At 42.7% G+C, this 17,485-nt stretch carries 17 protein-coding genes and 2 pseudogenes; 7 read left to right on the forward strand and 12 right to left on the reverse strand.

Annotation, left to right across the window (positions count from 1 at the left end):
* Positions 1 to 141: 141 nt before the first annotated feature.
* The 6 genes from DWZ47_RS23640 to DWZ47_RS23665 all read right to left on the reverse strand — a co-directional run bounded on the left by DWZ47_RS23640 (position 142) and on the right by DWZ47_RS23665 (position 8,022).
* A complete protein-coding gene (locus DWZ47_RS23640; protein ID WP_005868841.1) occupies positions 142 to 858 on the reverse strand; it encodes a tyrosine-protein phosphatase in 717 nt (238 codons plus the stop codon).
* Positions 859 to 945: 87 nt separating this feature from the next.
* On the reverse strand, positions 946 to 3,336 hold the full coding sequence (locus tag DWZ47_RS23645; protein ID WP_008782414.1) for a GumC family protein: 2,391 nt from the start codon (positions 3,334 to 3,336) through the stop codon (positions 946 to 948).
* A 16-nt stretch (positions 3,337 to 3,352) separates the two neighbouring features.
* Complete coding sequence (locus tag DWZ47_RS23650; RefSeq protein ID WP_005868837.1) at positions 3,353 to 4,144, reverse strand: polysaccharide biosynthesis/export family protein; 792 nt, start codon at positions 4,142 to 4,144, stop codon at positions 3,353 to 3,355.
* A 12-nt stretch (positions 4,145 to 4,156) separates the two neighbouring features.
* On the reverse strand, positions 4,157 to 5,278 hold the full coding sequence (locus DWZ47_RS23655; protein ID WP_005868835.1) for an MraY family glycosyltransferase: 1,122 nt from the start codon (positions 5,276 to 5,278) through the stop codon (positions 4,157 to 4,159).
* A 74-nt stretch (positions 5,279 to 5,352) separates the two neighbouring features.
* Entirely contained in the window at positions 5,353 to 5,931 is a 579-nt protein-coding gene (locus DWZ47_RS23660) for a UpxY family transcription antiterminator (RefSeq protein WP_005868833.1), read from the reverse strand.
* A gap of 870 nt (positions 5,932 to 6,801) precedes the next feature.
* Positions 6,802 to 8,022: a tyrosine-type recombinase/integrase gene (locus DWZ47_RS23665; RefSeq protein ID WP_005868829.1), complete on the reverse strand. Its 1,221-nt coding sequence runs from the start codon at positions 8,020 to 8,022 to the stop codon at positions 6,802 to 6,804.
* 566 nt (positions 8,023 to 8,588) lie between these two features.
* Between DWZ47_RS23665 and DWZ47_RS23675 the strand changes: the two genes are divergently transcribed.
* The 5 genes from DWZ47_RS23675 (at position 8,589) to DWZ47_RS23695 (ending at position 10,730) form a co-directional block, all read left to right on the forward strand.
* A complete protein-coding gene (locus tag DWZ47_RS23675) occupies positions 8,589 to 8,900 on the forward strand; it encodes a DUF2958 domain-containing protein (protein WP_005868826.1) in 312 nt (103 codons plus the stop codon).
* Between the two features lie 73 nt (positions 8,901 to 8,973).
* Positions 8,974 to 9,210, forward strand: a complete 237-nt coding sequence (locus DWZ47_RS23680) for a hypothetical protein (protein WP_005868824.1) — start codon at positions 8,974 to 8,976, stop codon at positions 9,208 to 9,210.
* Positions 9,211 to 9,223: 13 nt separating this feature from the next.
* Positions 9,224 to 9,472 carry a hypothetical protein gene (locus DWZ47_RS23685; protein WP_005868823.1) on the forward strand — a complete coding sequence of 83 codons (249 nt, stop codon included), beginning with the start codon at positions 9,224 to 9,226 and terminating at the stop codon, positions 9,470 to 9,472.
* Positions 9,473 to 9,515: 43 nt separating this feature from the next.
* Positions 9,516 to 9,953, forward strand: coding sequence for a hypothetical protein (locus DWZ47_RS23690; protein ID WP_005868821.1), 438 nt, complete (start codon positions 9,516 to 9,518; stop codon positions 9,951 to 9,953).
* 267 nt (positions 9,954 to 10,220) lie between these two features.
* Positions 10,221 to 10,730, forward strand: coding sequence for a hypothetical protein (locus tag DWZ47_RS23695; RefSeq protein WP_007569216.1), 510 nt, complete (start codon positions 10,221 to 10,223; stop codon positions 10,728 to 10,730).
* A 15-nt stretch (positions 10,731 to 10,745) separates the two neighbouring features.
* Here the strand turns inward: DWZ47_RS23695 and DWZ47_RS23700 are convergent, their stop codons facing one another.
* From DWZ47_RS23700 to DWZ47_RS23720, 5 genes are all read right to left on the reverse strand, one after another.
* Positions 10,746 to 11,033: a hypothetical protein gene (locus DWZ47_RS23700; protein WP_007569214.1), complete on the reverse strand. Its 288-nt coding sequence runs from the start codon at positions 11,031 to 11,033 to the stop codon at positions 10,746 to 10,748.
* Positions 11,034 to 11,143: 110 nt separating this feature from the next.
* On the reverse strand, positions 11,144 to 12,670 hold the full coding sequence (locus tag DWZ47_RS23705) for a type II toxin-antitoxin system HipA family toxin (protein WP_005868817.1): 1,527 nt from the start codon (positions 12,668 to 12,670) through the stop codon (positions 11,144 to 11,146).
* Positions 12,660 to 12,980 (reverse strand): helix-turn-helix domain-containing protein, encoded by a 321-nt coding sequence (locus tag DWZ47_RS23710; protein ID WP_005868815.1) that lies wholly within the window; start codon positions 12,978 to 12,980, stop codon positions 12,660 to 12,662. The genes DWZ47_RS23705 and DWZ47_RS23710 overlap by 11 nt, the downstream gene beginning before the upstream one ends.
* A gap of 99 nt (positions 12,981 to 13,079) precedes the next feature.
* Complete coding sequence (locus DWZ47_RS23715) at positions 13,080 to 14,669, reverse strand: type II toxin-antitoxin system HipA family toxin (protein WP_005868813.1); 1,590 nt, start codon at positions 14,667 to 14,669, stop codon at positions 13,080 to 13,082.
* The gene (locus DWZ47_RS23720) at positions 14,662 to 15,012 is read right to left on the reverse strand and encodes a helix-turn-helix transcriptional regulator (protein ID WP_005868812.1); all 351 of its coding nucleotides are present in this window, start codon (positions 15,010 to 15,012) and stop codon (positions 14,662 to 14,664) included. The genes DWZ47_RS23715 and DWZ47_RS23720 overlap by 8 nt, the downstream gene beginning before the upstream one ends.
* A 129-nt stretch (positions 15,013 to 15,141) precedes the next feature.
* On the opposite strand from DWZ47_RS23720, the pseudogene DWZ47_RS31120 reads away from it, so the two are divergent.
* Together DWZ47_RS31120 and DWZ47_RS23730 are read left to right on the forward strand one after the other, a co-directional pair.
* Positions 15,142 to 15,301: pseudogene (locus tag DWZ47_RS31120) on the forward strand (helix-turn-helix domain-containing protein).
* A 126-nt stretch (positions 15,302 to 15,427) separates the two neighbouring features.
* Positions 15,428 to 16,708: an ATP-binding protein gene (locus tag DWZ47_RS23730; protein WP_005868811.1), complete on the forward strand. Its 1,281-nt coding sequence runs from the start codon at positions 15,428 to 15,430 to the stop codon at positions 16,706 to 16,708.
* A gap of 305 nt (positions 16,709 to 17,013) precedes the next feature.
* Here DWZ47_RS23730 and DWZ47_RS23735 read toward each other — a convergent pair.
* Positions 17,014 to 17,485 (reverse strand): annotated as a pseudogene (locus DWZ47_RS23735) (LuxR family transcriptional regulator); the annotation flags it as partial.

Raw genomic sequence — 17,485 nt, forward strand, 5'->3', positions numbered from 1 at the left:
TATCTGCTCCAAGTCGATTGTTACAATTTCCATTGAATTCCAGCCTGTTGGATTTTTTTGTATGTATTTTATGCAAATCCACCTAGAGAGAAAAAGTTAAACAGAATCTACAGGTCTTAATAACCGATAATTATAATCTATTTAAACTATAACAGTCTGACTATCAATTAAACAGTTTTGTATATTTTTTGTAATACTCGTACAAATGAACTTTTGAAATATATTGTAATTGTGAATGTCCGTTCCTATATGAGTAATAGCCTTTTCTTTTAATAGCAGCATGGCTTTTTTCTTAATCCGGTTGCCATACATACCCGCTATTGACGGAAGATTGAACTGAAACTTCACTCCCATGTCTTTTAATTGTTGATAATCCGACTCACCCATATAAACATACCGTTCCGGATGGGCAAGAATGGGATAATAGCCTTTAGCCTTGATGCGGAGCAGAATGTTGTTCAATCCCATCGGAGGGTTAAAGTAGGAGGTTTCCACCAGTAGATGGTCACCGCTTTCACCCAAGGGCAGCAGATCGTTCTTTTCCAACCGTTCCTCGAAGAGGTTGTCAAGCATGTTCTCTGAGGCCAGATGCAGTTTTATCGGACCGCTATAGGTGGCTTGAAGTTCAGCGTAACGCTCCCGGAGGTGCAGTGTGGTGTTGGGCATATCTTCCATGATATGCGGTGTAAGCCATACGGATTTTATGCCCAACTCTTCATACAGGCGCAGTATTTCCAATGCTTCTTCCATCGTCTGCACACCGTCGTCCACACCCGGCAGAATGTGCGAGTGACAGTCGGTAAAATTCTTGAATATACCGCTATCTTTCAGCGATATACGTTTCCTGAATGGCCACACAATGATACGAGTATTTTTATATAAAACATTTTATTTTTTTTAATTAATAATCATCCATTTATCCCCACCCTGTTTTCCGTCGGAACCTTAGTGGTATCCTGAGCCGTAACCGTAGTGATAACCATATCGATAGCCATAACGGTATCCATAGCGACCGCCACTTCCCTCGGTCCCGTTCAAGATCAGGGACATGTTCTTGTATTTTTTCTCCTCGTAGATTTTCTCCAATTCAGCAAGCATACTCCGTTCAAGTAATCCTGCACGAACTACGAAAACGGTACGGTCGGCCAGTTTCTCAATAATTTGCGTGTCGGCCACCAGTTCAACGGGCGGACAGTCGATCAGCACATAGTCATATTGCTCCCTTACAGTATCGATTGTCTGCTTTAACCGCTCGTCGAACAATAATTCCGTTGGGTTAGGAGGAATCGTTCCCACGGGTAGTATATCCATAGATTTATGTTTCGGATCGGGTACGATGATCTCATCCAGATTATCGATACGACCTCCCAGATAGTCGCTCAATCCCTTGTCAGGAGAGTCGATATAGGATGATGCAGAGGCGTGGCGCAGGTCTCCGTCGATTACCAGCACTTTTTTTCCTTTGATGGCAAGGCTCACGGCGATGTTCATGGTCAGAAACGATTTGCCGCTGCCCGGATTGAATGAGGTCATGATGATGACATTCGAAGTCTTGTCCTTGCCGGTCATAAATTCCAGGTTGGTACGCAATACGCGGAATGCCTCGTTGATGATGTCACGGTTGCCCTCCTTGACGATAACGGCCTTGACTTCCTGCGGTTTCTTTCCTAATATCCCTTTTTTCTTTCTTGTGAACAGCGGAATTTCACCGATGAACGGTATAGTCAGGTTTTCCAGGTCTTTCCTTCCCCGTACACGGGTATTCATATTCTCGCGCATGAAGATAATGACTATCGGAATGAGCAGCCCCAGAGCGAATGCGACCATAAAGATATTTTTATGCACAGGGGATGTCGGCAACATGCTGCCGTGTGGCGGGGTAACAATGCGGGTATTATAAGCCGTGAACGCCTGTGAGAGTTCGTTCTCTTCACGCTTTTGCAACAGGAATAGGTAAAGAGCTTCCTTTACCTTCTGTTGGCGCTCCACCGAAAGCAGGTACTTGGCCTGTGTTGGGTTGGCCGCTATACGTGATGTCGTCTGTTGCTCCGTCTGCCGCAAACTTTTTATCTGCGAATTCAAGGTCACTATCTGATTGTCGATAGATCTGATTATCGCCCCACGCATGGATGCCAGAGCCTGATCCATATCCACGACCAGCGGATTTTCCGTGCTGCTGTTCGCAACCAGACTGTTGCGCTGCAACAGTTGCTTGTTGTATTCGGCAATCTGCGATTCAATATTGGCGCTTTCAATGCCGGAGTTGGCCGGAAGCAGTTGGGTACGGTTGGCATCGTTGGCTAAATAGTTCCGGATGTAACGGGTCATATAAAGCTGGTTGTTCAGGGACAGGATCTGCGCGTTGGCCGCACTGCTTTGAGCCATATACATACTCGATGCCGCCTGCACGTCGGGCAACAGATGTTCTGACTTGTAAGAGGAGATATCCTCGTCCACATTTCCCAGTTCCCGTTCGATTACGCCCAGACGCTCGTTGATGAACATTGAGGTGCTGACAGCGATCTGGTTTTTGTCCTTCACCCAATTCTCGTTATAAACGGAAATCAACATGCTCAATACATCTTCTGCCCGCTGTGTGGAGTTATCCTTGAATGACAAGTCTATGACTGACGCTTTCTCGCTGTTCAATGAAACGGACAGATTGGACGAGCAGGAGTTGACGGCGTTATACAGACTGGATTTGCCTACATATAATGTATATGCCTCGCCTTTCACGTAATTGGGTGTTGTATGGATAATGATTTTTCCCAATGGCGTAGTGATGGAGTCGAGCAAGCTTCCCTTTACGTCCTTTTCTTCAAGATCTGTCCCGTTACGTATAAAGTCGGATAGGTATAACGTACCGTCCGGCTGTATTTCCAACGTAAAACCGGCTGATTCATTCTCAGGCAAGTCATTTATCGTTACATCCACCGGTAATGTCAGTCCATAGGCTACCTGACGGTGGAATTTTCCCCGAACGAAGTAATTCATATCCAGACGCAACCGTTTAACCACTTCGGTCATTAAAGACGGTGATCGAAAGGTGATGAGTTCGTTATTCACATTTGTACCGGATTGAAACAGCCCGAACTCCGAGAAGGATTCCAAATCCGAGGAGACCGACTTGCCTTTGGAATCCTCTTTGATCAATACCGAAGCGGTACGTGTATATACGGCAGGAGTGCGTAACAGATAGGCAGTAGCGGCACCGATCGTTACCGCTAAAGACAAGACGAACCACTTCCATCTTGCGAGGCACAGGTATAACAGGTCCTGTATTCGCAGGAAATCATCCTGCTGCCCCGGTTTTATATTCTTTTGATTTACGGTCATCATATCTGATTCTATATTATTTTACAATCAACACGGTAATGGTCGTCAGCAACGAGGCCAATGACATCCAGAAAGAGGCTGAGCGGACGTTATTGCCGTTGACGGTCGCCTGCCGTGCTTTCATTGAGTTGGGTTCCACATAAACGATATCGTTCTGCTGCAAATAATACACAGGAGAGGCATAAAGGTCATATCCCGAATTCAGGTTGACCTGATACAGGGTTTTTTTCCCGTTTTCCTCCCGTTGTACCAGCACGTTTTCCCGTTTCCCATAGACGGTAAGGTCCCCGGCCATGCTTAAGGCCTCCAAAAGTGTCAGCTTGTCCTTTTCGATATTGAAACGTCCGGGGGTGGCAACCTCGCCCAACACTGAAACGGTCAGGTTCATAAACTCCACTGTAACAACGGGGTCTTTCACGAGATTCTTTGAAACCAATTCCTCTTTTATATACGAGGCGATCTCCGCGCGTGTCATTCCTGCCACATGGATATGTCCCAGCACAGGAAAATCAATATCCCCATCCTTATTTATTGTATATCCTGATATTCCCTGACTATTGGATGTACCTGATGTCGTACCAATCTGTCGGGATATGATCGGAAGGTTGAAAAGGTTCATTAATAAGGGGTCTTTGCTGTTGACCTGTATGGAAATCTTGTCTTCTGGACGTATCCGGATTTCCAGCGGGTTCAAGACTTGCTCTGCGGTACCCCGTTTCAGGTCCGTGAAATAAGCGACTTTCGGTGTGGCACATGATCCCAATAGAAAGGCCACGGTTAATAAGGATAAAATGTATCTGATTTTCATATTTATTGATTTTTATTTGTTGGTTTTCTGTTCCGATTGAAGTTGTGCGATAGATTTTGTCAGCCTGATGTTGGCGAGAGTCCATATCAATATATCACCCAAAACGATCCAGTTCACATTGAGATAAAGGGACAGAAGAATATTGAGCAGTATGAATATAGTTGACACGGAAACAATGATGATCATGGTATTGCGCTGCTTTATTCCGAGAGCAAGCAGCTTATGGTGGATATGGTTCTTGTCCGGCAGGAACGGGTTCTTTCCGTTGCGTACCCGATGCAGGTAAACCCTGACCACGTCACAGCATGGAACCAGCAAGGGTGAGAAGGCCAGCACCATCGGATGTACATTTCCTGTATTATCGTCTAGTCCGCACATGGTCAGTTTGAGACTGAGGAAACAGAGCATCATGCCGATGGTCAAACTGCCTGTGTCGCCCATGAAGATCTTCCTTCCGTGTTTGGCGTTCCCGAAAACATTGTAATAGAAGAATGGTACCAACACTCCCAATGTGGCAAACGCCAGCATGGCATAAACATACTGATGGAGCATAAAGAAAGTCAGTCCATAAAATAGGCAGGCGATACTGCATAGCCCGGAAGCCAGCCCGTCAATGCCGTCAATCAGGTTGATGGCATTGATGATGAAGACCACGATCAGGATGGTCAGGGGATATCCTAACCATAACGGCACCGCATGGATGCCCAGAACACCGTATAGGTTGTTGATATATACCCCACCGGCAATAAGCATCACGCCGCACAGAATCTGGATGACAAACTTGGCACGATAACGGATACCGATCAGGTCATCGGCCATGCCAACCAGATATAGTACCATGATGGAGCAGAAAGCAAAAGCCAAAGAGCACACGTCGTTCCCGATTTCGGACAATATCTCCGAATGTCCCAGCACCATATTGATTCCTAGCAACAGGGCTATGGTGAAAAACACTACCGGCTTGAATGCGATACCACCCAATCGGGGCACCGCACAATGATGTACCTTCCGCTCATCGGGAAAGTCGAACAATTTCTTACGGAAAGCGATTAGCAGAATCTGGGGAATGACGATACCCGCACAGAGAACACAAAGCAAAAATGCCAGTGAACAATTTACAATCCAAAAATACATATATTCAAATATTATTTTATTTGTGTAAGGCCACGAGGAAGGGGAACTTCATCATCTCCTTTTTGTGTCATCTCTCAAAATTTGTCACAATCGGAATCATTGATGACTTCAATCAAATCGGGATGAACTTCTACCGATATACCCATAATCCCTTCAAGCATCACAACCACCCGGCGGCGACGTTTTCCTTTCACCCGCATGAATACGCCCTTTACTCCATTGAACTTGCCACCGTAAATACATATGTGGGTACCTTTCCGTATGTCAATCTCTTCCGGTTTATAATAAATAGTGTTTTCTTCATACTGCGAGGCAATCTTGATAAAGCTCTCCATTTGCTTATCCGGCACCACGATATATTTCAGTCCCGTGCTTTTCTCCCACATCATGAATTGTAAGAAATTATATTTTTTTTTGAAATCCGTGATCTGTTTTCGGGAAGCATGCACGAAGACGAGATTCGGGATGACTGGTACAAGCCTTTTGGATTTCACTCCGTGATAGACCCTTACGGCATAGTGTTTCGGTATGAAATACTCTAGACCATCCTTGCCTTTGAGCATCTCTTCCGCCTTTTTCTCGTTTTTATAAGCGCTCATGGCGAACCATTGGATTCTAGTTAGATCTTCCCTTGTGGTTATGGGAGTACTCATTCGTCGTGTGTTTTTTAGTTATTACGGCAGGTCAAGATATACCCATAGTTCATCCCAACTTATGTATTGGTCTGTATTATAGTAATTTATGTCTTTTTTGGCTGTCATATCAACCATTCATGCCGTCTTTTATCTTGCCGCATTCCTATTTTTCTCCATAAGAGAAATAGAGGACATAAATATTTAACATATATAATTGATTTACAGGAATTATTCGCTGTAAATACAATCTAGTTTACTCAACATTTGTTATGTAACCACGACATTTAACGAGGTGGCTATTAAGGTTTTTCTTTGTTTTATGCTATTATGTTCAATAATTTATGTATCTTTGCATATTCAAAACATTTCTCTTATGGAGAAAACCGTCATTTATTCAATCTTTTTCAAGCAAGAATTTTGTACTTTCACGGGGCTTTTTCCTTTCTGAATCCATCTTGTCATACAACTGAAAGTATAGGGTATATACTTGTTCATTATATTCCTATGGCATTCGTATAGGAAATTTCTCCTATTTTCGGTGTTTCTCTTTCTGAGAGAAATGGGGTGATTGGTATTTTGATGTATATCAAATATTTATAAGATTGGTATAATCAATTTGCTCAACAAATAATCAGTTTTTTCTAATCATACCTCTTATTTTTTATGGTATGACTAATATTTTTCTTCTGATTTTTAGTGTTTTTTGTGTTATCTTTTGTACTTTTGCATTTACAAATCTTTCTCTCAGAAAGAAAACTTCAATTTGTATAACATAATTCCAACTTATTTTTTGTCAGATAAATAAAAATAATAATTGCCATAGAATAACAGCGGGCCGATTGGGCACGTATGCTGAAACCTATGGCGTAAACTGTTTTATAATGTGAATTAAAGTGTATTTAAAATAATACTGTTCGCTTTATCCACTACGGAGGTGTCTAACGATGCAAGATAAATCCGTGTAGTGCTTTCTGAATCATGTCCCATAGCTTCGCTGATGGTAGCCAACGGAATGTTTTTGCTTCTGGCGATAGAAGCCCAGGCGTGACGTGCCACATAACTCGTCAGCGGAATAGGAAGGCCGATTTGTTTTCCCAATTTCTTTAGTTTTGAATTCACCAGCTGGGCTGCATTCTTGTATTGTTTCCGTTCATCCGTTTTTGCGTCGAGAATGATCGGCAATAGATAAGAAGAACCTATGGTATCGTATTTATCTATGATTTCTTGCATGGGCTTTTCCCATTTGATTACTAGCTGTTGGTTGGTCTTTTTTCTGCGATATGATAAAAAACCGTTTTGCAAATTACTTTTCTTTAGATAAGCCATGTCTATAAATGACATCCCTCGGGTATAAAAACTGAACATAAATAGGTCTCTTGCATATTCCAAAGAGGAGTCGTGACTTAAATCCATATCGCGTATCTGTCGGATAATTTTGGCCGGAACTGCCCGTTTTACAGTTTTATCTATGCCCGTATATACATGTTTAAACGGATATCGCTGTATAACCAATTCTTTTTCTACGGCACGATTATACATGGCTCTGAGGTTTCTCATGTAATAGGAAGTACTGTTCGGACAAATGTCATTAGATTTTAGATATTGTTCATATTCCATCATCAGGTTGGAGTCTATATTGTCGAAAGGGATGTCTCTGCCTTTCTTTCTGAAATTCATGAATCGCTTGAAGCTATTGAGCGTAGTGGTATAAGTTTCTGTGGTGCGTATTTTACCTATTTGTCTCAATTCTTCAATGAGATTCTCACAAAATGACACAAAGTACTCGTTCACAGGAGGAGCGGAATAATATTCAATGATTTCGTCTGCCGTATATTTGTATCCAAGATTCTCAAATCTTATCATAATATCTTTTAGACGTGAGGTGTCTTCCTCAATACATTTTTTTAAAGAAACCAAATACCGATGCCGGTTTTCTCCTGTCTTTGCTGGTATGATTATTTGGGAATTGAAAATATCCCACTCGTCAGGATAAATCTTGTATCCTGAATTTATCTGCCTTGCTACACGATTATGAATTACTTGATAGAACAATGTTCCCGCTTTTCCTTCTATAGAGGAATGTCGATACTTTATTTTTAATGATGCCATTTTTTTGTTTAATTAATATTATATTCTCCAAAATAAATGTTTTGGCGTATTATATGTTTAATAACCAATAAATTAGATAACTGTTTGATTTTGATTATAGTTGGATTTATATTGATATGGCGAAATACTTGGCTATTATATATCAATGTGAATAATGTTGGATTTTATTCTTCTTTTATTTCCGTACTGCCCTTTTCCTTGTTTTCTGCCTCCCCTAATGTACGTTTTTTCATAGCCCCGTCTGAGATCCTTTGTTTTTGAACGGCAAATTTATTTCGGTGGATGGATACGAAAGAGTTCCGGTCTTCGCCCCTTTGTCCCCAAAAAAATAACGCCGGACGGCTTCGCTGTCCCTAACATTTTTTGTCGTCCAAAACTTTTCTTAATCCCTCCTTCCTTATTGTTGTGTGCCGTAAAAAAAAGGATCATAAACTCAGATGGGGCATGAAAGCTCAAAAAAAAGTCGGCAGAAAGAAAAGGGCACCCCGGAAAGGGGTTTTAAAAAAAGGTCTTTAAATCTAGCTGAAGCATAAAATTAGAAGTTTAACCCTTTAAAAATGTGACATATGATTACAGTGACGGAACAACTAAAGAATGTGTTTGAAGCCAACCCTTTGTACTCAAAAGAGGGGCAGGGGCTTAATGCGGAAGTCATCGCAAGGTTTTTCCTTCCTTTTTCTTCGGTGGTATGGTTGGTAACGGAAGCCGAACAGCAGGAAGACGGTGACTGGCTTTTTTTCGGTTATTGCCATATTCAAGAATGGGAATGGGGTTATGTGCTTCTTTCTCAAATTCAAGAGGTGAATGTTCGTGGGTTGACCGTGCAGCTGGATAAAGGACTGAAAACCGGTATAACGGTAAAAGCTTGCCTGAATTGATTAGAGAATAAACGGAGAGGGAACAACCCCTTTCCGCTTTCCAACCGGAATATTGAACTTAAAAACGGAAGTTATGGTTTACGAGACGAATTGCACGGAAATAACACAGGACAAATGGCGTGAGCTGATGAAGTACGGTAGAAAATGCTCCTATCGGCTGCTTACGGCGAGAATCAAGCGGGAATTGCCGGAATTATACCATGCGCTGGCTCTCCAGTTCTATAATCCTTATGCGGAACAGTGCAGGCAGACACCCACACATTATATATTGGTTCATTCGGCCATTGAATATTTTATCAGAAAACAATAAAGGACAAATGGTTATGAAAACAAAAAAGGTTGATAAAAAGAAAACGCTGGCTTATGCGGTGGCATTTTACTTTACGGATGTTTCCGTAAAGTTCATGATGGGGAATGCGATGTATGAGTATGTACATACCGTTTATGACAGGCGGTATGATAACGGTGGCTTTAATACGCTTGCCGTAGTCTATAATTACAAGAGGATGAAGTACGAGGTATTGGTCGTATCGGACGAGAAGGTAGGTGATAAGGAGATTCATATATTATAAGTTTCACAAACAGGGCTTTTGCCATATAAAAACGGCTTTTGAGATGAAAAAGTTATCGGCTTATACGGTTGCATCCAACTGCACCGACTTGACGGATATACGTGACGGCATCGCTGAAATACATGAAGCGATGAAGACTTGCGTTGAATCCGGGAAACATATCCCTTCATTCTATGTTTCCCGGTTGGCCAAACTGGAAACTAAAAAGAAGAAACTGGAGAAACGGACGCAGGTACACATGACCGTCACCATCCGTTTCTTTATAGATGATGATACCCTTACAATGGCAGTCAGGCATTGCCTTTTCTTCAAGCTGGAACCGACTCGGCAGAATGTGATGAAAGCCATCCGTGATGCGGTTCTTAATAACGGACGTTCCATTCTTGACTTTCCGGAAGCATGGGGAGAAGATCTTATGGATGTGTCTTTCTTTGATGTGGAGAATGCCATGAAGAAGCTGCGTTCCTCATTCGGCCTATAAACTTCATTGCATATTTTTCCGAAAGTAAAGTAACCGTTGGATTTTTGGCCAGCGGTTCTTTTTTCAAAAAAGAACCAAAAACTTTGAATACAATCTTTTTTCATCTTCTAACTTATGTATTCGGAAAAAATTCCATGGCATTCAGAAAAGGGATGATAGCGGTTTGGGGATTATAGGGTAGATTTGTGGGGTAAGCTTACAGAGACAGTTTTTATAGGCAGGTTCCGAAAAGCCTTTGAGAGAGTAGGAGAACATGAGTTATAATATATGGCTATAAGTATAAATGATAGACAATTGATTACACAATTTATTACTAATACTCAGAATTTGAATGTTAATTTACCTACAAATGGTGGAGGGTGTGCTAATTTAGTTAGAGGAATTATAGAACAGGCAACAGGAAAAAGAATTTCAGTTAATCCTTTTGGAGCTTCTTTAGAAAGTATGATACAAAAAATAAATACCTATCATGATTTAGCTAAATGTAATAATGGAGATATATTATATTTTGTGCATCTTCCTAATGCTGCTGTAAATTTACATCAAACTATTCATTATGCAATTTTTTGTAATGTTAATAATGCTGGTGTACAGAAAAATGTTATTGGGATAAATGGATTAGCAGATCTTTCTTTTTCTCCCACAGCTTATCATGGTGTTGTAGCATCTGTAATATCTCCGGGTAATTTTAATGGAGTAGGGCAGGTGATATATGATACTGTAGCATTCCCTAATATTCTTGGTGAATTGTATGTTATTGATTATGAATTGATATAGGAATAAGTTTCTTCGTTATTTTATGGCGTACAGTAGTATAGAAATAGAAAAAAACTGAAAATTGAATAGTAAATTTGTTTGCTCCATGTTACGTTTATTACCGCTTGTAATCGGGCTTTGCGCAGACTTTATGTCCTGAAGGCTTTTTAGTACCCCTTCCATTTGGAAGATTTTGACAGCAGCGATGAAGGTGGTGGAGGATATATCCGGCTGGAGGCTTTTCAGTGTGTTCTCCGATGGCTGATATCCTCTCATCTTCAGTTCCAGAATGGTATTGAAGTCATCATTTCGCATAGCCTTCATGAAAGCCTCCTCTTGTTCGTTGGCAATGTCCGGATTTGGATCGTATGCAGTTGCTTGCCGAACAAGAACAGACTTTTTATTAATGTAATAGTGTCGCTATTCGTCTGTTTTTATCTTCTAGCTAAAGGCAGTAACAACCGTTCCACAAGTTCTTTCTTGTTCTCAACGGGCATCTTGTTTCTGCCTTTGGCAATGACTTCAGCAGCCAAATCGCTTTTACGCCCGGCAATGTATTTCTGTCGCTTTCCGTTTATGAAGGCCTCGATACGGAAATCATGCCGGGTGTTTTCGATGATGTTGATTTCTGATACCAAAAAGCCATCCTCTGTCTCGTAGGGTTCGACAATGGTGGGCAGGTAGTGTTTCATGGTTTTCCCTATGATCGGAGATACCAAACCGGAAAGATGCTCTTCGATGCGGTCTTTCCAATAGTCATCGATTTGATGATTGGTGGCATAATCGTAAAAATGGCTGATGGCAAGGCTGACTTCTTCGATTATCCTTTTCGCATTCTTTATTCCGTTCTGTTTGGCAAATTGCATCAGGTCATCTTCCGTGATGTCGTTATCTTTTCCTGCAATGCTCATGGAGTGTGCGTTTTCGTATGCCGCACCGTCCAAATTGGTGGTGAATGTCATGTCGTAGGCTGGGGTGATGTGCCATGTGCCGTTTCTTTCCATCAGGAAAGAGAAATTCTTGATGTGGTCATCCACATTGCCGCCCATGATATTGAATACCGTCCTACGGTAGAGTTCGGACTGTTCGCTTGCCGGGATGTTCAGTTTTCGGCAGACTTCAAACAAATCCTCATAGCTCGTTGCATCCGGATTCATGGCAGCAAGTGTCTGTGTATGTATCTTCTCTCCGTTTATCCTATCGTAACGCTCCGTCAGGAAGTGATGTTTTCCCTCAATTTGAATGAGTCGGGAAGGCATCATCGTAATCCCGGCTTCCTTTGCCATCTCATAATATACCATTTCCATTTGCGTGAACGGAAAATCGTCCCCTTCTGCAAACTTCAATATGTAGTAGGTATAGCCCTCCGGTAAAGGGACTTGGCCGGAACGTATATCATGTGTCGTTTCATTGATGGCGATGATGGCTTTCGGGTGCTGCCCTCCGGCTGATGTACCTATCTCATAGATACTTTGCAGTTGCAGTGCTTCGTCATCTTGCACGGATATTTCCTCCCGTTCCTCAAAGATACGGCGTGCCAGTTGGTATAAACTCTCTATCTGGAGAGTGGAAGAGGATTCCAATCCAGGAGTGGCCGGGATGAACTCAAAGGCTCCCATTCCCCGTTTCCCGATGAAAGACAGTTTATCTACCGGTGTGAGTTTGCGCTTGGGGATATGGTTTTGTGCCGCCCATTGGTCGAAGACCATGTTACCCCACCGATCAGGCAATGAATCTGCCAAAAACGGTGGGAGACCTTGATAAGTCTTTTCTTTGTTTCCGAGTATGGGCATACCCTTTGCCGCCGGTCCTTTGACAGAAGCGGTCAGTGGGGCGATTTCCACTCCTTTCTTGATGAAATCCGGATGATAGTTGAAGACGGCTCTTTTGTTTCTTTCGTCCCAATAGAGCTTTCCGACTTCTTCTCCCCATAACATAACACTCACAACATTATTTTCCATGTCTTATCCTTTTCGGCTTTTTATTCATTATTCGTTCCATTGTATAGGCTGAAACAGGTATTTCCGGCATCAGATCATCCATCTGTTCCAGACAGTCCACTACTCGTAACAGGGCAAGAAAGTTGCCCATATTGATGTTATAGGCCTTCCCGTTCTCAAACTGGCGTAAGGTGATAAGGCTGACACCGGCTTTCTCGGCAGCCTCTTTTTGGGTGAGCCTATAGGTTAGCCTGTATTCCTTAAATCGTCTGCCCAGTTCCACTATGATTTCCGGATTGGCCATGGCTTGGGTGATGTGATTCGTTGTCATTTTACAAAGGTAAATATATTAATTGTTAAATCAAAATATGATATATAACAATTAATATATTTACTGTTATATTGAATTGTGCGCGATGTAGTTTGTGTGCTAATCCCCCAATTCCATGCTACGTTTATTGCCGCCTGTAATCGGGCTTTGCGCGGGTTTTATGTCCTGAAGGCTTTTTAGCATCCCTTCCATTTGGAAGATTTTGGCGGCAGCGATGAAGGTGGTGGCGGATACATCCGGCTGGAGGCTTTTCAGTGTGTTCTCCGATGGCTGATATCCTCTCATCTTCAGTTTCAGAATGGTATTGAAGTCATCATTTCGCATAGCCTTCATGAAAGCCTGCTCTTGTTCGTTGGCAATGTCCGGCATATGGATCGTATGCAGTTGCTTGCCGAACAAGAGCAGGTTTTCTCCGATAAAATCGGCGTGTTCCGGCTTGACCCCGCAATCCTTGGCAGTCTCATGCCAATGCGATACGGTTTCCTGTATCTCTTCGATAATCTGTTTGTGTTTCCGGATACCCATGTTCTCACCTACCTTTTGCAGATCTTCCATCGTGAAATTGTCTTGTTTGCCGTTGAGTGACAGCTGGTGGCGGTTCGTCCATTTGCCGCCCGGTGTGTATGAGTAGCAGAGGTCGTATGCTGGGGCCAGTTTCCACTTCCCTTGTCTATCCATCAGGAAAGATAAGTTCTTGCTATGGTCGTCATGGTTCCGGCTCATGACGTTGAACACCATTCTTCGGTATAGTTCCTCCTGCTCTGGATAAGGGAGGTTCATCTGCCGCATGATACGGAATATCTCTTCGTATGAATGGCGTTGGTCACGGTCATAGTGGGCAAGCCCGGCCAATGTCTGTACATGGATCTTCTCTCCGTCTTCCATACGGTCAAAACGTCGTGTCATAAAGTGATATGACTCTTTTTCCTGAAGTAACCGGCATTCCATCATATCGATACCGCAGGCTTTTGCCATCCGGTGATAGGCATATTCGATATTTCCTATTCCTTGTGGATTGTCCGTTATCTGCGTGTGTTCGCTGTATTTGCCGCCATCAAATTTCAACAGCCAATACCCGAATCCTTCAGGAGCTTTTACCTGTCCGGAGCGTACCTCTCCGGTAATATCGTTGTAGGCGATGATGGCCTTGGGCTTGGCACCTCCGGCAGATGTTCCCACTTTCAGTATATCCAGAATGTTTCTTCCTTCCTGGCGCAGTTGGACCTGAAAAGCCATTCTGTCCGTGAATACGGATTTGGCAAGCTCAGTCAGTTCCTCGATATGGAGCACTGATGATTCGTTCATGCCGTTGATTGGCGAGGACGGCTCAAACTCCAGTGCGCCCATGCCACGTTTGCCTACATAGCAAAGCCTGTCTAAAGGGGTAATCTCTTCTCCGGACAATCCCTTGCTGGCAAACCATTCATTGATGATCTGGTTTCCGAAAGTGTCCGGCAGTGAATCGGCAAACAGGCCGGGCAACCCCTTGAAACAGTCGGTACGGTTTTCAAGGAACCGGTAGGGGGTGTTCCTGTACTGGCTGATGGGCATGATGATGGGAGAAATGTCAAGACCGGAGCGGATGAACTTCCGTTCATAGTCGAACAAGGCGGCATTGCTTTCCTTTTCCCAATAGAGAGAGCCTACGCTTTCTCCCCATAGCTTTACATCTACTATCAAATCATTCATGGTTATCTTGTTTTAAATGGCGTACACGGTAGCGTTTCTTTCCTTGCAGTTTTTTGAGCTCTATCGGGCTGACCCGGATTTCCGGTACCAGTTGCTCCAGGTTCTCCAGCAGGCCGAGCGAGCGGAGTACGCTGATGAACAACAGCAGCGATACCGATTTGCCCTTCTCGATGTTCGCAACGGTCAAGGGGCTTACACCGGAAGCCGTTGCCAGTTCTTCCTGCGTGATATGCTGCCTGATACGTGTCTCTTTGATGCGCTGGCCGATTCTCATCAGCACAGCTGGATTGCTCATTTCATTCCACATGGTTGTTCCTTTTTTGCAAATATACAAATAATCCATGTAAATATATAGATTAACTTGAATATATGATGTTAATCTATATGAATACAATGATTATAGTTGCTTTATCGGCTGTTTTTTTCTTTGAACTAGGATGAAAACTGACTAAAATCACAATGTGTTGTGAATATGAAAGAGCTAGGAAAGATGATTAAAGAGTGCAGGAAGAGTTTGAAGGTCAATCAGCTGGAACTTCTCCGAACTGGCGGGCGTGGGCATCAATACGCTGGTGGCCATCGAGCGTGGAGAAGGCAATCCTAAATTGGCTACTGCTTTCCATTGGAGTTGATTAAAGTGCGGAAAAATGTATAAGATTGCTTCTATTATCTGTTTATTTTAGTATATTTGTGCTTTAAATAAGTGCGGATAAATGTATTATACGCTGTTTTTACATGTATAAAAATGCTGTTTGTAGATGAAAAGATTTGTTTTGCAACAACTTATAGAATGGAAAAACCGTGAGGATAGAAAACCTCTGATTTTAAATGGTGCCCGACAAGTTGGGAAAACATGGCTGCTCCATGAGTTTGCCAAACTTGAATACAAAAAAGAGGCTTATGTGGTATGCCGTAAGAATAACCTTGCACGCCAGCTTTTTTCTCAGGATTTCAATGTTGACAGAATTTTACGGGGGCTGCGTGCGATGACTTCCGTTGACATTACTCCGGGTGATACGCTTATTATCCTTGATGAGATACAAGATATCCCGGAAGCACTGGAATCTTTGAAGTATTTTAAAGAGGAGGTTCCGGAGTATCATATAGCTGTGGCAGGTTCACTTTTGGGGATATCCCTTCATCAGGATGTGTCTTATCCCGTAGGGAAGGTAAATGTCATCAATATATTTCCTATGAACTTTGAAGAGTTTCTTGTCGCCAAGGGAGAAGAAGAAGCTTGTAAATTGCTTATGAGTGGGGATTTTGAAACGATAAGCCTCCTGCATGACAAATATACGGATCTCCTTCGGCAATATTATTATGTAGGTGGTATGCCGGAAGTTGTACTCAAATATGTAGAAACGGATTCCTTGCTGGAAGTCAGAAGAATACAGTCGGAGATTTTGCAAGGCTATGATCTTGACTTCTCAAAACATGCGCCCAAAGAACAGGTTCCGCGTGTCCGAATGGTATGGAACAGCATTCCTTCCCAATTATTTAAAGAAAACAAGAAATTCATTTACGGAGCTTTGCGAAAAGGTGCCAGAGCCAATGATTTTGAGATGGCCATTCAATGGCTTGTAAATGCCGGGTTGTTGTATAAAGTGCCTCGATGTACCAAACCGGAGCTTCCGCTTGATATTTATGAAGACCTGTCGGCTTTCAAACTCTATATGGTTGATTTGGGGCTTATGGGTGCTATGGTCAAGACAGATCCGGCCCAAGTCTTGATTAAAAACGACATATTTAAGGAATACAAGGGAGGAATGACTGAACAGTATGTATTGCAGCAGATGAAAAGTAAGGGCGTGTCACCGATTTATTACCATAACACAGACAATTCGCGTCTTGAGTTGGATTTTGTTATTCAACGTAATGCCCAAATGGTGCCGATAGAAGTGAAGGCCGAAGGGAATGTCCGGGCCAATTCGTTGACAGCATTACTGGGAAAAAGACCGGAATTGCATGCGGAGAGATTTTCTATGTTGCCTTATAAAGTACAGGGTAATCTTACAAATTTTCCGCTATATGCAATATAGGTGTATCCTTTTCCCATGCCGGTCATACCGTTAGAACTGATTGATAAGTATGATGCGTATGTTGGCCGGTATGTCTATCTTTGTGGCAATGAAAACAGAGAGAGGATTGATTTACGCCTTGTTTTCCGGGACGGAAAGGAGATTGGCACGGATGATCTGAATCTGTATTATAATTGATGTGACGGCTTGGATGTCCCCCGGATGAATGTTCGGGGGATTCTTTTTCTTTTGGGCGTTCCTGTGGGACGGTCAGGCTTTCCGTTGCAAGTCCTCGCCTAAAGGCTGTGGGCTTTACTCTGCAATCCCTAACGCATGGCTGAAAAGTCCTCTTGCCGGTGTTCTTCTTCATACAGCCTCATGCGTTCTTGTAATGCTTCTTTTAAATTGTCGCTTTTTTTCAGTCCGAGTTTGGCACGTATGTTCGCTCGTTGGCTGGTTATGTTTCCGCTACTCCGATGTAATAATTCGCATATTTGGCTGACGGTCTTGTCTTGCAGTATTAAACGGCAGATGTTTAATTCGGACGGGGATAAATTGGGATATATTCTCCTGATTGTATCAAGTTTACTTTTTTCCTTTTTCTGGTATGCGGCAAGGGCTGTAAAAAGATTTTCTTTGGATTGTTCCCCTATTATGCTTAACAGGGAGCTTGTCTTTTCTTCCGGGTTATTCTCGCTTAACAACTCGGCGAACGCAAATAGTTCTTCCTTTTTCATTTGGAGACGTTTCAAAAGCATTTCCTCTTCCTCTTTTAGCAAGTTGCTACTTTTTAGCAAG

Origin of the sequence: Bacteroides sp. AF32-8BH, assembly GCF_003435205.1 — a bacterium.
GTDB lineage: Bacteria > Bacteroidota > Bacteroidia > Bacteroidales > Bacteroidaceae > Bacteroides > Bacteroides ovatus.

Bases quoted from the DNA above. Each gene is read 5' to 3' on its own strand.
- DWZ47_RS23705 (WP_005868817.1), bottom strand. From the start codon at position 12,670: ATGGAAAATAATGTTGTGAGTGTTATGTTATGGGGAGAAGAAGTCGGA.
- DWZ47_RS23720 (WP_005868812.1), bottom strand. From the start codon at position 15,012: ATGGATTATTTGTATATTTGCAAAAAAGGAACAACCATGTGGAATGAA.
- DWZ47_RS23680 (WP_005868824.1), top strand. From the start codon at position 8,974: ATGGTTTACGAGACGAATTGCACGGAAATAACACAGGACAAATGGCGT.
- DWZ47_RS23665 (WP_005868829.1), bottom strand. From the start codon at position 8,022: ATGGCATCATTAAAAATAAAGTATCGACATTCCTCTATAGAAGGAAAA.
- DWZ47_RS23710 (WP_005868815.1), bottom strand. From the start codon at position 12,980: ATGACAACGAATCACATCACCCAAGCCATGGCCAATCCGGAAATCATA.
- DWZ47_RS23650 (WP_005868837.1), bottom strand. From the start codon at position 4,144: ATGAAAATCAGATACATTTTATCCTTATTAACCGTGGCCTTTCTATTG.
- DWZ47_RS23715 (WP_005868813.1), bottom strand. From the start codon at position 14,669: ATGAATGATTTGATAGTAGATGTAAAGCTATGGGGAGAAAGCGTAGGC.
- DWZ47_RS23660 (WP_005868833.1), bottom strand. From the start codon at position 5,931: ATGAGTACTCCCATAACCACAAGGGAAGATCTAACTAGAATCCAATGG.
- DWZ47_RS23645 (WP_008782414.1), bottom strand. From the start codon at position 3,336: ATGACCGTAAATCAAAAGAATATAAAACCGGGGCAGCAGGATGATTTC.
- DWZ47_RS23655 (WP_005868835.1), bottom strand. From the start codon at position 5,278: ATGTATTTTTGGATTGTAAATTGTTCACTGGCATTTTTGCTTTGTGTT.
- DWZ47_RS23700 (WP_007569214.1), bottom strand. From the start codon at position 11,033: ATGAAGGCTATGCGAAATGATGACTTCAATACCATTCTGGAACTGAAG.
- DWZ47_RS23685 (WP_005868823.1), top strand. From the start codon at position 9,224: ATGAAAACAAAAAAGGTTGATAAAAAGAAAACGCTGGCTTATGCGGTG.
- DWZ47_RS23690 (WP_005868821.1), top strand. From the start codon at position 9,516: ATGAAAAAGTTATCGGCTTATACGGTTGCATCCAACTGCACCGACTTG.
- DWZ47_RS23675 (WP_005868826.1), top strand. From the start codon at position 8,589: ATGATTACAGTGACGGAACAACTAAAGAATGTGTTTGAAGCCAACCCT.
- DWZ47_RS23695 (WP_007569216.1), top strand. From the start codon at position 10,221: ATGGCTATAAGTATAAATGATAGACAATTGATTACACAATTTATTACT.
- DWZ47_RS23730 (WP_005868811.1), top strand. From the start codon at position 15,428: ATGAAAAGATTTGTTTTGCAACAACTTATAGAATGGAAAAACCGTGAG.